This window comes from Vibrio sp. Isolate24 (assembly GCF_022398215.1).
Classification (GTDB): domain Bacteria; phylum Pseudomonadota; class Gammaproteobacteria; order Enterobacterales; family Vibrionaceae; genus Vibrio; species Vibrio coralliilyticus_A.
This window is the reverse complement of sequence record NZ_JAKEUU010000002.1, coordinates 957,600-969,910: the sequence shown is the minus strand read 5'-3', so window position 1 is coordinate 969,910 and position 12,311 is coordinate 957,600. Positions and strand designations below refer to the sequence as shown.

Here is a 12,311-nt window from a genome sequence, read left to right as displayed (position 1 = left end):
GGCGTTATGGCGCTAGGTAAGTTGTATTCAATCAGTTGCTATAATTGATTTGTATCCAAGGATAGGACATGAATCATGAAAAAGTCAGAAGCAATGCAACGAGCGAGAAGTATATATGGTGTTGACTTTCGAAGTCGCAATACTCACTTTTCAAAGATCAACAAGGCATTACCAGTTTGGTGGCTAGAGGTTTCATTAGACAAAATAGATGACAGCCGGCTAAAGCAAATCTATTTCTTACTCGAAGATGGTATGAACATACATTTGCTCGACATTCCTACGAATTATTTACGTGAGAATAAATCTGGTTTCTACATTCGACACGATAAGAACCACATATGTTTTAAAATTGATGTGTCATCATATCAAGAGCTAATGGGGTCTAGAAGAGAGTCAATGAGGCGCTTTATAGTCTCGCCATAACAAAGCATTTAAGAGTGATTCCCAACGCTTGGTATTTTTTATTCCATCGTTGGGTTTTGTGTTTACGGTGGTATGGTTAGGTTTAATGATAGCGTTGCTCACACCTTAATGCGGCGTTANTCAATGAGGCGCTTTATAGTCTCGCCATAACAAAGCATTTAAGAGTGATTCCCAACGCTTGGTATTTTTTATTCCATCGTTGGGTTTTGTGTTTACGGTGGTATGGTTAGGTTTAATGATAGCGTTGCTCACACCTTAATGCGGCGTTATGTGATTAGGAGGCAATTTGAGTTCTGAGAAACCAGTTAGGTTGGTAGTAGAAACCGTTTCAAAAGTAGAGAGTGATTGGGTTGCAACTATGTCCGCATTGCTCGTTCCTATATTGACGGTAATAGGTATCTACATTGCGTATCAGCAATTTATAATTAACAAGCAGCGTCTGAACCACGAAACATACGAGAGAAGGTTAGAGGTATATAAAGCAATTCAATTACATTTGTCGAGAATCGTTCAAGAAGGACACACTACTTATCATGACACTCTGAAGTTTAATGCTGAAGCCTCGGAGGCTGCGTTTTTGTTTGATAAAAACGTTCCTCAATTGATTGCGGATATATACCAAAAATCAATTTCGTTGGCATCGTGCCACGAAAAGCTTTACCCAAGTGATCGAAGTCCTGGCCTTCCAGTGGGAAAAGAACGAAGTGATGTTGTAGATAAAGCGGATGAATTGCTTCAATGGCATATGGATGTACTTTCTCAGTTAAAAGAGACGTTTCACCCGCATATGAAAATCACATAACAAAGCGTTCAAGAGGGATTCTCAACGCTTGGCATTTTCAGTTTGATTCAGCTTTAGTATTTACGGCACAATGATTTAGGCTAGGTGGTGGCGTTGTTCACCCCTTAACGCGGCGTTATATTTTGCGGAGGAAATATGCCAATAAAGCAGTTTGATGAGTGGATAGACAACATTGTTTCTGAGTACGAAGAACAAGCTCAATCTTGCAGTAAGTTCTCAGGTGTATTTTCAGGTTATTACTCACCTGAATATTTGGCTGGGTGTAAATTCGTTGTCACTGACACCATTCCCAAGCCTGATATTCCCGAATTGCGACAAATCGGCTTGGGTGACTTCCTCGATATGGATTGTGGTGCGATCACATATAAGCATATGTACTTCATGAAGCCTCAACATCAAGCAAACTTGGAAATCCATATGCATGAACTCATGCATACAGTTCAATGGGACCAAATTGGTGGCGTTGGTTTTCTTGAAAGGTATGTTAGAGAAATTAACGAATATGGCTACGATGATGCTCCTCTTGAAAATATGGCTTATGATCTTGGTCGTAGCTTCAAGTCAGGCTCTGCTGCAACGGATGTCGTCAAGCTAGTGCGTCAAAAAATATAACAAGGCGTTTAAGAGGGATTCTCAACGCTTGGCATTTTCAGTTTGATTCAGCTTTAGTGTTTACGGCACAATGGTTTAGGCTAGGTGGTGGCGTTGTTCACCCCTTAACGCGGCGTTATGCGTATTTAAGCGTCAATTTTAAAGACGGAGTAAAAGTGGAACAAAATAATGACTTTAACGCAGCAGCCTTGAACGCTTGGTATGCTACTAAATTGGAAAGAGACAAGCACCTGTTTTCAATCTCGTCTGTTGGTCTGGGGGTATTGGTTACGCTAGCAACAACGATTGGCTTTAATAGTATCTATGCTGCAATTATGTTTTGTTTAGCTGTTTTTGCTTTCTTAGCTTGTATATGTGCGGTCTTATGGATTTTTAACGCAAATGCGGATCACTTAGTGAAAGTTGTTGCAGGGAGTGATGAACCAAGTCAGCTTTTGTCGATATTAGATCGTACCGCCTGGATATCATTTTTATTAGGTATGGTATTCTCTGTAATAATTGGTGTGTTTTCAGCTATTGATAATGTAAATAAGGAACCAATCATGTCTGACGAAAAAACAACTGAAACAACCTTTACCGGTATAGGTATGGACAGTTTTAATGAAATTGCCAATATGCGTAAAACTATGCAACAGCAGTCTTCGAGCCAAAATACTTCCAATCCCCAACAACCAACTGCAAGCACGCAAACGAATCAAACTACCAATTCTAAGCCTAGTGAATAATACGCATAACAAACTGTTCAAGAGTGATTCGCAACGCGTGGCATTTTTACTATGCGTTGTGTTTGGTGTTTAAGGTGGTATGCGGCGGCATCGGTATTGCGTTGCTCACACCTTAACAGGGCGTTAGTTTACCAGTGAAGATCATCACCCTAAATCCAATCCTAGGGTGAAATCTTAATTACAGGTGGTTCTGCGGAAGTTGTGATTGACCGAGTACAGCAACAACTAAAATGAAGCCATCTTCTTTTGTAAAGTAAGCGGTATGCTTACCCACTGGGAAATAAAAACCACTTGGGTATATCTCATCGCAACTGCGACCAACAGCCGGGTTGTCAGCAAGCATTTGAAACCCTGTTAGTAAGGTATCTTTGTAGCTTCGCCATTGCATCTCAGAGAAATTGTTGACGGTATAGTTTTTGATTTTTTGTAAATGGGTCTGTGCTAATTTACTTAGCTTATATTTATTCTTTTGCATAATGGGTTATAAGGCGTTTAAAAAGTCTTCACCATCAACCACATTGCCTTGTACCAAGTCTTGCTTAGCTGACTCGAAACAATGTCTCAGGTAATCAGTTTTCATTGCTTCCAGCTCTTCATAGTCCTTAATCGACATAACTACTACGGCATCTTTGCTATTTTTGCTAATTTTCACTGGCTCACGTTGAGCGCTCAGAAGTAACTCACCAAAATTACGTTTGGCATCATTTGCTGTTAATGTGTGCATGATTACTCTCCAAATCTGTAATCACAGTAAGATTATAGTTATTCGCATGAAATGGTCAATATGATTAAATCGTGTGATTTGTGCGAAAGGTAAACTAACAAACAATTTAAGAGGGATTCCCAACGCTTGGCATTTTTGCTTCTACTTCAATTTTAGTGTTTATGGCACAATGCTTTAGGTAGGGTGGTAGCGTTGCTCACCCCTTAATTGGGCGTTATGTGAATAGGGAAAATCATGACATTACGAGTAGTTCCAGAATTGTATTGTTTCGATATAAATGTAAGTAAGGCTTTTTTCACAGATATTCTTGGTTTTGCCATCAAATACGAAAGGCCAGAAGAACAGTTTGTATATTTAACACTCGATGGTGTCGATTTAATGTTAGAAGGTTTATCCAGTCAAAGCCGTAAGTGGATCACTAGTAATCCAGAATTCCCGCTGGGCCGTGGTATGAACTTTCAGTGGGACGTTAATGACATTGAACGCTTATATCGTGAAGTGTGTTCGAAATCTAATGAGTCAATTTATCTAGCACTCTAATCTAAATCGTATGAATGTGGTACTAAGTCCGTTGTTCAAAAGCAGTTTATCGTGCAATCACCAGACGGGTACTTGTTTAGGTTCTGTCAGGACGTCCGTTGACAAAATTCACATAACAAAGCATTTAAGAGGGATTCTCAACGCTTGGCGGTTTCAGTTCAAAGTTCAGCTTAAGTGTTTATGACACAATAGTTTAGTTTTGAGTAGCTTGCGTTGTTCACCCCTTAATGCGGCGTTAAATGTCTCACGGAAGTAATGATGAAAGTAGTACGATCAAAGGTCGCTGGTTTTGTAATGTTGGCTTGCACAGCTTCGTTACAAGCAAAAGAGCGTTTGTCTTTTGATGAATGGAAAGAGAATAAAAGGTTATACCAAACTCAAGCTATAGGAGCCTGGGATTGTGAACAGTTATCAAATAAAACAAATCAACTAGTAATTGAAGTAGAGGATAATCAGGCTACTTTATTCTTATCGAGTAAAAAAGTAACGTATGAGAATGGAGAAATATCTCGTGAGAGAAAGTTTTTTTCCGGACAAAAAACGAAAGTAGTGGGTTATGATCTGGTTGATGGTAAGACTGTCAAAAAAGAAATGAGTTTCGATCATATTAATTTTGACTATTCATTGCACATTTTAAGTTATCAACTGCTTGCAAGTCGCGAGGGGAAAGAATTTCTAAATTTCAAATGTGTACGCAGGTAAAGACATTTAACAAGGCGCTTAAGACGGACTGCAAACGCGTGGCGGTTTTAGTTCAAATTGGTTTATGTGTTTACGGTGGTTATTTGGGTTTAGTGGAGCGTTTGCAGCTACTTAGCTTAGCGTTATATGGCAATCAGGTATTAACCTAATGTATGACTTAGGAGCAACTAGTGGCAACGGAATATCGTTCGTTTTTCAACATAGGATTATATGACCCAGCACATTTTGATCGTTGGCCCTATGGCTCAAATGAATATGATAGCGCGTTATATTTATCAGCAAAAAAGAGAAAATGTGGTTGGGGAAAAGCCGCTGAGTTTAACTCAATTGATGAAGCTAGAGCATTTTTTAATGATTGGAAAAATAGTTCCAAGCTTAAGATGCATATTATTGAGTTCAAGAAGTATGTTGAAGTGCCTGAACCCACATATCCTGAGGATCACCCTCACAGTTTGCTAAAGCGTATACACCAAGGTGAAAAATACAATGTTTGGGTTACTGCAGAGCTATGGTTCAAGGGGCAAATATCCACTCACTATGTGTCTAAACAAACGCTAAGACGTCATCGTGATATCCTAATAAACTATGGTATTGACATAGCCAAAGAGCCTGAGCAAATTTACGAACCACCGAAAATGAAAAGAGATGATGTCTGGCATACAGCTCCACCAAAGTTGAAAGCCCTGGATTAGGGTACTAGTTGTAAATCAGTGTTGGTGTAAAGCCATATAACAAAGCGTTCAATAGGACAGTCAACGCTTGGCAGTTTTGGCTCTCATTTGGGCATTAGTGTTTATGTCACAATGGTTTAAGTATGTGGTAGCGTTGTCTGCCCATTAACGCGGCGTTAGGTTGCTTTAAGTTTGTTCGTTTTTGAGTTTGGCGCTCAGCCACTTCAAATTTTTTTGTTGTCGCGAATTTCAGCTGCTACGTGGCTCGAACTTTTTCTGGTGAAGGTTTCATTTAATTGACAAGTTTTGGCGTCAGCGGCTGAGTGTCTTCCGTTTTAAGTGCTCTTGGGCAAGTTTGTTCGTTGAAAATTCGCTATCTCCATCCGGTTAGTTCTTTTGTTTTAGAGTACCACCGCAAAAATAGTGACGTGGTTGTTATTCAACTTCGATGGTTATTGCGGTGCATCTGGCTTTGGTGTTTCATGGGTTAGTCCTACAGCACCAGCGAGCAAAGACACTCGTAATGAGCATACCTAACCATCCGCTCAAGACGGACAACCAACGCTTGGCGATTTTGTGTCTGGTTATGTTTAGTGTTTACGGTGGTTTATTTGAGTTTTGTGGTATCGTTGGTAGCCGCTTAACAAGGGCGTTAGGTGTCTAATGGAGAGCTATTTTGCAGCAGTTATTTTTTATCAAAAAATCGGTGGCTGGTAGGTGTGGTCCTGACAACTGTATGTGGGACCTTAATGAACTACACAATAACAAAGTAGTTGCCATACTATCAGTGAATGATGGTGAAATGGTGCATGTTTCTCTTCTGGACTCATTGGGTATTGCCTACAAAAACGTACCGCTTTCAAGTAATGCACCACCTCTCGATGGTGATTTGGATCTTTGCTTAAAGGCTCTCCCACAAATACTCAATTTCATTGAACAGCACGAGCGTAATGGTGTGGTTGTTGTTCACTGTAAATCAGGTAAAGATCGCACTGGTCTAGCTTTGGCTGCATATTTAATGAGCACCAAAAAACTGTCCCCTATAGAAGCCATTTATGCTGTTAAACAGGCAAGGGGTATCGCCTTTACTGCGCCAGGTTGGGACGAATTTGCGCTAAAGGTACTGAGCGCGTTGAGAGACACCTAACAATCAGCTCAAGACGGACAACCAACGCTTTGCGGTTTTGTGTCTGGTTGAGTTTGGTGTTTACGATGGTTTGTTGGAGTTTTATGGTATTGTTGGTTGCCGCTTAGCAAGGGCGTTATGTTTTATTGGAAATTATGTAAATTACTGAGAGTTTTAAATGAAGAAACTATTATTGTTCACGCTTACTGCTTTAGTATCTTCTAGCGCTTTTTCTGGGGCTTGGAATACTGCGGGGCTTATTACGAAAGTGTATCCAAAGCCAAGTCGAAATGGGATTTATTTTGTTCATGAAAGCCAGGTCGAGAATGATTGTAAAAATAATGCCTACTTATTTTTGAAGGCAGATGACAATTTGTTTAAAGAAACTTATTCTCTATTGCTTTCTGCTTATGCTTCGGGGAAAACAGTAAAGATATATGCTGAAGGTTGCCAAACAGGATATGATTATCCGTTAATTAAAGAGGTGTTAGCTGAATAGCGATAACTATTCAGACAACATAACAAACTGTTTAAGAGGGATTCGCAACGCGTAGCATTTTCACTATGCGTTGGTTTTAGTGATTAAGGTGATTTGCGGTGGCATCGGTATTACGTTGCTCACCCCTTAACAGGGCGTTAAGTTTTTTAGAGGTAATATGAAGGTTTATAAATCGATATTTTTTGGTGTGTTTTTTGCTCTATCACAATCTTCAGAGGTGTTAGCGGAGACATTTTCAACTTATGAAGGAAAAATTAAGAGCATTTATCTGCATGAGCGTTTACACAACCCGTACTTTGGTATTGAACTTGAAGGTACAATGGATAAAAATCCGTGTGGAGACAGCTTAAAGTACTTTATCAAAAACCCAGAAACATTGAACGATAGGCATCTATCAATGCTTCTTGCTGCACATGCTTCCGGTAAAGTTGTCGTTATCCAAAACGCAGATACAACGGTTGCTCAACGATGCCATAGTAACTACCCAACATTCAATTTTGTTAAAGTAAAATAGAAAACTTAACAAAGCATTTAAGAGTGATTCCCAACGCTTGGCATTTTCAATTCAAGGTTGGGTTTCGTGTTTACGGTGCAATGGTTTAGGTCAGTGGTAGCGTTGCTTACACCTTAATGCGGCGTTAGGCTGCTTTAAGATTATACGGTTTTTAGTTTGGTGCTCAGCCACTCCGAATCTTTCTTTGTCGTGAGTTTCAGTGGCCATGTGGCTCGAAGATTTTCAGGTGAAAGTTTCATTTAATTGGCAAGCTTTGAAGTTAGTGGCTGAGGACTTTCCGTTTTAAGTGCTCTTGCCCAAGTCTATTCATTGGTAGTTAGTTATCTCAATTTGGTTAGCTTTCTTGCTTCAGCGAACCACCGCAAAAATAGTGACGTGGTTGTTATTCAGCTTCGGTGGTTATTGCGGTGCAGTTGGCTTTGGTGTTTCATGGCTTAGTCCTATAGCTTAAGCGAGCAAAAGCGTTTGTAATGAGCATACCTAACCATCAGCTCAAGACGGACAACCAACGCTTGGCGGTTTTGTGTCTGGTTGCGTTTGGTGTTTACGGTGGTTGGTTTGAGCTTTGTGTTATGGTTGGTCGCCGCTTAGCAAGGGCGTTATATGCCCTGAATCGGTGAGCGATTACACGCGAAACAGTTTTTTTATGCTAAACCTATGGTGTCGGGTGTTCACAATGAGCACTATGATGCACATATGGAGATATTCAAATGACAACTAAATTAGTTTGCTACGGTGGCCGAACCACGTATGAATCCAATAGATTAAACAGAACAGAGGCGTTTACACTGAGTGTAGTTGAGCACGTTTTAGGCTCAAATCAATTTGTTGTTAATGAAAGTGACGGAGATTTTACTGAACTTTTAATTCAACATTTAGATGAAGAAAACTTCCTTATTTCTGAAAATCTATTTACGCGTTTAGTTCAGAAAGGAGCAGTTAAACCAAGCGCTGTGTTTTGTAATGATGAACTCCACAAGACAATAAATGTCTGTAAAGAACACACTTCAAATGAATGGCAAATTCTAGATAGTGAGCAGTAGAGTTTGCTGAAAAAAGGCATATAACAAAGCGTTTAAGACAGATTCCCAACGCATGGCATTTTTAATTCCATCGTTGGGTTTTGTGTTTACGGTGGTATGGTTAGGTTAAGTGGTGGCGTTGCTCACTACTTAACGCGGCGTTATGTATAAAAGGGTAAATATGAGATTTATAGAAATTTTCTTAGTGTTATTACTGGTCGGGTGCGCTAGCCCTGAGGAAAATACTGACCCTCTCACATATCAAGAACTCACACCTATAGAGCGTGTATTTCCCAAGTACCCTAAATTAGCAGTTGAAAGTCAATTATCAGGTTTTGTAGTTATGACTTTTAACGTCAATCAGCAAGGGCATGTAACTGACATTACAGTGGTAGAATCAAATCCAGAAGGCGTTTTTGATGAGGCTGCTGTACAAGCGTTATCAAAATGGAAGTATGGATCTTTAAATCATGCTGAATCTGTTCCTCAGAAACAGAAGCTAGAGTTTAAAATTTAACACATAACAAACTGCTCAAGACGGACTATCAACGCTCGGCAACTTTAGTTCTAGTCAGGTATGGTGTTTACGGCGGCTAGTTTAAGTATCGTGCTATGCGTTGCTAGCCACTTAGCAGGGCGTTATGTTTACAGTACAAAAGACAAACATGGAGTTTTGGTATGGCTAAAGAGACTACTGGTAGTTGTTGCTGTGAAAGCGTCGCCTTTAAACTTAATGATGACTTCGGTAAGTTCTTCTTCTGTCATTGTGAACAGTGTAGGAAACTAACAGGCTCGGCTCATGCGTCGAACTTGTTTACGTCTCCGCTTAACATTAAGTGGATTAAAGGTGACGACAAGATAAAGCGCTATGACCATCCAACTCGTTCTTTTTCTAAGGCATTTTGTACGGATTGTGGTTCAGGTTTACCATTTTTGACTCAAAGTGGGAAATTTCTAATTGTTCCAGCTGGTTCTTTAAATGAAGAGCCATCAAAGGTTCCTGATGCTCAAATATTCTGTTCAGAACAAGCAGAGTGGCATAAGCTGGGTTTGCAAGCAGTTAAGTTAGAAGGTTTCCCAAAATAAACATAACAAAGCGTTCAAGGGGACAGCCAACGCTTGGCAGCTTTATCTCACATTTTTGTTTTTGTGTTGATGTCGCAATGGTTTAAGTATGTGGTAGCGTTGTCTGCCCATTAACGCGGCGTTAGGTTGCTTTAGATTTGGTCGTTTTTTAGTTGGGCGCTCAGCCACTTTGGCTCCTTTTGTTGTTGCTAGTGTCAGTGGCCATGTGGCTCGAACTTTTTCAGTTGAAGGTTTCATCAATTGGCAAGCTTTGATGTTAGGGCTGAGTGTTTTCCGTTTTAAGTGCTCTTGGTCAAGTTTGTTCGTTGAAAGTTCGCTATCTCCATCCGGTTAGTTTTTTGCTTCAGTGAACCACCGCAAAAATAGTGATGTGGTTGTTATTCAACTTTGATGGTTATTGCGGTTCATTTGACTTTGGTGTTTCATGGGTTAGCCCTATAGCACCAGCGTGCAAAGGTGTTTGTAGTGAGCATACCTAACCCGCTTAGCAAGGGCGTTAGGTTGCTTTAAGCTTGTGTGGTTTGTGGTATTGCAATCAGCCACTTCAATTGTCTTATTCGTCACAAATTTGAGCGGCTACGTGGCTCGAACTTTTTCAGGTGAAGGTTTCATTCAACTGCCAAGTTTTGACGTTAGTGATTGAGTGTTTTCTGTTTTTAAGTGCTCTTGTCCAAGTTTATTCATTGGTAGTTCGCTCTCTCAATTTGGTTAGCTTTTTGGCTTCAGCGAGCCACCGCAAAAACAGTGACGTGGTTATTAATCCAGCTTTGGTGGTTATTGCGGTGCAGTTGGCCTTGGTGTTTCATGGGTGAGTCCTATAGCTTAAGCGAGCAAAAGCGTTTGTAATGGGCATACCTAACCATCCGCTCAAGACGGACAACCAACGCTTGGCGGTTTTGTGTCTGGTTATGTTTAGTGTTTACGGTGGTTTGTCTGAGCTTTGTGGTATTGTTGGTTGCCGCTTAGCAAGGGCGTTAAGTTGAAAGAGGAAAGCTAAATGGAAGTTATTAAGAAAGAGTCTAATAAGGGAGCAGTCTCTAAATTAATGTCAGGAGACTACCGCTTAGTCGATGTTTTTTGGGCAGGTTATATTATTTGTGGGGCGGTATTAACAAGCTTTGTTACTAAGCTCTCAACGGTGGAAGCAGCAATCGCGGGAGCTATTCTTCTGTCAATTTACTATCTATTCTTGAGCGTAGCTGTATGGAGATCTGCTAATAAATATACTGGAAGAAAGCTCTGGGTGGTTTTAGCAAAGGTTATTGTTGTTCTTAATTTGTTGCAAACTATTGTTAGTATGGGCGCTATCGTTTATGCATTTGTTTCGTAAAAATTTATCAACTTAACAAAGCGTTCAAGAGGGATTCTCAACGCTTGGCAATTTTGGTTCAAAGTTTAGCTTTTGTGTTTATGGCACAATAATTTAGATTTGGCGGCTTGCGTTGTTCACCACTTAACGCGGCGTTATGTGAAAATTCTCCTGAAGCCGTTGTTAGCTCTAAGTAAAGGTATTAGATAGTGAAAGATATAATGCTCAAATTAGCGTACTTCACGCAGCATATAACTTTGAATAAAAATGATTACGAATATATAGGGGAAGACGAGCTTAGCGTTGTCTTTCGCTACAATAATAGTGTCCTTTGCCGCCCCTATATTTATTTTCGACCAGTAAATATTAGTAGTGCTTTGAACGAACATGAATTTACAGAGACTATATTCGAATGCTATGAGGGGAATGTTGAAGTTGTCTCTCAAACTTTTACCGAGCTTGAAGAAAGATTTCAGATAGTTACACGCTATGGTATGGTTTTTGGCGATACTAATGGTGAGTTTTCGGGGTGTGAGTTTACTTATAGGCAAGATAACGACAACATTTTTAAGTACCAAGTCGAAAACTCCATAGCGCCTGAAGATGAATGTTGTACACCTTTGAACCTTCTAAAACTCTCAGTAAATGGAACGTTAGAGTGTGAGGTTGTGGAAGAGCCTTTAGTAGGTTCTTTTCTCTGCCCAAATTAATTTTTACATACAAACTGTTTAAGAGTGATTCGCAACGCGTGGCATTTTTACTATGCGTTGGTTTAGGTGTTTAAGGTGGTATGCGGCGGCATCGGTATTGCGTTGCTCACACCTTAACAGGGCGTTAGCTGCTCACACTATGAGGTAATTTCTCTATAAAAAGTATTAAGGAGTATTTGATTTGATCGCGCGTGCAGTGGTTCTTACTACCAATATCTGTTCTGAACTTGAACTCAAGGCTCATGTTCCTTTTGCTTGGCGCTTTTTCACCAATAAAAAAAGATTGATCAAGTACTACAAGAGTGCGTTAAAGACATTGCTTACCAGTCGTAAGGATGAGCTGAAATTTTACGCTCATCAAAAGTCGTTTTCTCATATGACATTATCGGTAGCTTTTTGGCACTATGATTTACATTGGAATGTATGGAGTAAAGAAGGCATGGACTTTGAGCGTCATCCAAATTGTTCTCCTAATCCCTTTATAATTCTCTCCGATTTTGAAGTGGGTAATTCAAATATCTCAAGGTTACGCGATATCTTTGAAGGTTGGGAAGCGCTGGGGTCTACTGATGAAAGTGATGACGATGACAAGACTGAGTTTTTTATTAACCTTGCTCATGAAGCTCTAGCTGTTGCAATTCAGAGCAGAACGATAAAACCGTTGTTTTTGGAAATCTTTGCCGAAAATTCAAATATTGACGATGCTCTTTTCAACGAAAGAGTCCGAGTCAGAGATGAAGAAGGGCATGTTGATATTAATTTCTTAGATCTTATTCAACAACGCAGCTAACAAACTGTTCAAGAGGGATTCGCAACGCGTGGCATTTTTACTATGCGTTGAATTTA

At 40.0% G+C, this 12,311-nt stretch carries 20 protein-coding genes and 1 pseudogene; 19 read left to right on the top strand and 2 right to left on the bottom strand.

The annotated features are described in order from the left end of the window. Positions 1 to 75 precede the first annotated feature (75 nt). The 4 genes from L1D23_RS12725 (at position 76) to L1D23_RS12710 (ending at position 2,562) form a co-directional block, all read left to right on the top strand. The gene (locus L1D23_RS12725; RefSeq protein ID WP_239866754.1) at positions 76 to 423 is read left to right on the top strand and encodes a hypothetical protein; all 348 of its coding nucleotides are present in this window, start codon (positions 76 to 78) and stop codon (positions 421 to 423) included. Between the two features lie 286 nt (positions 424 to 709). Further along, the gene (locus L1D23_RS12720; protein ID WP_239866752.1) at positions 710 to 1,225 is read left to right on the top strand and encodes a hypothetical protein; all 516 of its coding nucleotides are present in this window, start codon (positions 710 to 712) and stop codon (positions 1,223 to 1,225) included. Between the two features lie 135 nt (positions 1,226 to 1,360). Next, entirely contained in the window at positions 1,361 to 1,837 is a 477-nt protein-coding gene (locus L1D23_RS12715; protein WP_239866750.1) for a hypothetical protein, read from the top strand. Between the two features lie 155 nt (positions 1,838 to 1,992). Then, positions 1,993 to 2,562 carry a hypothetical protein gene (locus L1D23_RS12710; RefSeq protein ID WP_239866748.1) on the top strand — a complete coding sequence of 190 codons (570 nt, stop codon included), beginning with the start codon at positions 1,993 to 1,995 and terminating at the stop codon, positions 2,560 to 2,562. 178 nt (positions 2,563 to 2,740) lie between these two features. On the opposite strand, the gene L1D23_RS12700 is transcribed toward L1D23_RS12710, so the two are convergent. Beyond that, a complete protein-coding gene (locus tag L1D23_RS12700) occupies positions 2,741 to 3,037 on the bottom strand; it encodes a type II toxin-antitoxin system RelE/ParE family toxin (RefSeq protein WP_038939651.1) in 297 nt (98 codons plus the stop codon). Between the two features lie 6 nt (positions 3,038 to 3,043). After that, positions 3,044 to 3,286, bottom strand: a complete 243-nt coding sequence (locus L1D23_RS12695; RefSeq protein WP_239866745.1) for a type II toxin-antitoxin system Phd/YefM family antitoxin — start codon at positions 3,284 to 3,286, stop codon at positions 3,044 to 3,046. A gap of 234 nt (positions 3,287 to 3,520) precedes the next feature. On the opposite strand from L1D23_RS12695, the pseudogene L1D23_RS12690 reads away from it, so the two are divergent. The 15 genes and pseudogenes from L1D23_RS12690 to L1D23_RS12610 all read left to right on the top strand — a co-directional run bounded on the left by L1D23_RS12690 (position 3,521) and on the right by L1D23_RS12610 (position 12,255). Further along, positions 3,521 to 3,928, top strand: a pseudogene (locus L1D23_RS12690) (VOC family protein). A 153-nt stretch (positions 3,929 to 4,081) separates the two neighbouring features. Beyond that, entirely contained in the window at positions 4,082 to 4,528 is a 447-nt protein-coding gene (locus L1D23_RS12685; protein ID WP_239866743.1) for a hypothetical protein, read from the top strand. 170 nt (positions 4,529 to 4,698) lie between these two features. Continuing rightward, the gene (locus tag L1D23_RS12680; RefSeq protein ID WP_239866741.1) at positions 4,699 to 5,220 is read left to right on the top strand and encodes a hypothetical protein; all 522 of its coding nucleotides are present in this window, start codon (positions 4,699 to 4,701) and stop codon (positions 5,218 to 5,220) included. A 502-nt stretch (positions 5,221 to 5,722) separates the two neighbouring features. Then, entirely contained in the window at positions 5,723 to 5,863 is a 141-nt protein-coding gene (locus tag L1D23_RS12675) for a hypothetical protein (RefSeq protein WP_239866739.1), read from the top strand. Positions 5,864 to 5,875: 12 nt separating this feature from the next. Continuing rightward, positions 5,876 to 6,346 carry a dual specificity protein phosphatase family protein gene (locus L1D23_RS12670; RefSeq protein ID WP_239866737.1) on the top strand — a complete coding sequence of 157 codons (471 nt, stop codon included), beginning with the start codon at positions 5,876 to 5,878 and terminating at the stop codon, positions 6,344 to 6,346. Positions 6,347 to 6,503: 157 nt separating this feature from the next. After that, positions 6,504 to 6,824 (top strand): hypothetical protein, encoded by a 321-nt coding sequence (locus L1D23_RS12665; RefSeq protein WP_239866734.1) that lies wholly within the window; start codon positions 6,504 to 6,506, stop codon positions 6,822 to 6,824. A gap of 157 nt (positions 6,825 to 6,981) precedes the next feature. Next, the gene (locus tag L1D23_RS12655) at positions 6,982 to 7,338 is read left to right on the top strand and encodes a hypothetical protein (protein ID WP_239866732.1); all 357 of its coding nucleotides are present in this window, start codon (positions 6,982 to 6,984) and stop codon (positions 7,336 to 7,338) included. Positions 7,339 to 7,808: 470 nt separating this feature from the next. Beyond that, positions 7,809 to 7,958, top strand: coding sequence for a hypothetical protein (locus tag L1D23_RS12650; RefSeq protein WP_239866730.1), 150 nt, complete (start codon positions 7,809 to 7,811; stop codon positions 7,956 to 7,958). 90 nt (positions 7,959 to 8,048) lie between these two features. Beyond that, positions 8,049 to 8,381 carry a hypothetical protein gene (locus L1D23_RS12645; protein ID WP_054757271.1) on the top strand — a complete coding sequence of 111 codons (333 nt, stop codon included), beginning with the start codon at positions 8,049 to 8,051 and terminating at the stop codon, positions 8,379 to 8,381. A gap of 160 nt (positions 8,382 to 8,541) precedes the next feature. Next, entirely contained in the window at positions 8,542 to 8,877 is a 336-nt protein-coding gene (locus tag L1D23_RS12640; protein ID WP_239866728.1) for an energy transducer TonB, read from the top strand. A gap of 161 nt (positions 8,878 to 9,038) precedes the next feature. After that, on the top strand, positions 9,039 to 9,446 hold the full coding sequence (locus tag L1D23_RS12635; protein WP_239866727.1) for a GFA family protein: 408 nt from the start codon (positions 9,039 to 9,041) through the stop codon (positions 9,444 to 9,446). A gap of 845 nt (positions 9,447 to 10,291) precedes the next feature. Then, a complete protein-coding gene (locus tag L1D23_RS12630; protein ID WP_239866725.1) occupies positions 10,292 to 10,429 on the top strand; it encodes a hypothetical protein in 138 nt (45 codons plus the stop codon). 14 nt (positions 10,430 to 10,443) lie between these two features. Continuing rightward, on the top strand, positions 10,444 to 10,776 hold the full coding sequence (locus L1D23_RS12625) for a hypothetical protein (protein ID WP_239866723.1): 333 nt from the start codon (positions 10,444 to 10,446) through the stop codon (positions 10,774 to 10,776). Between the two features lie 188 nt (positions 10,777 to 10,964). Further along, positions 10,965 to 11,465, top strand: coding sequence for a hypothetical protein (locus L1D23_RS12620; RefSeq protein ID WP_239866721.1), 501 nt, complete (start codon positions 10,965 to 10,967; stop codon positions 11,463 to 11,465). 181 nt (positions 11,466 to 11,646) lie between these two features. Continuing rightward, positions 11,647 to 12,255 (top strand): hypothetical protein, encoded by a 609-nt coding sequence (locus L1D23_RS12610; protein ID WP_152163244.1) that lies wholly within the window; start codon positions 11,647 to 11,649, stop codon positions 12,253 to 12,255. Positions 12,256 to 12,311: the final 56 nt, after the last annotated feature.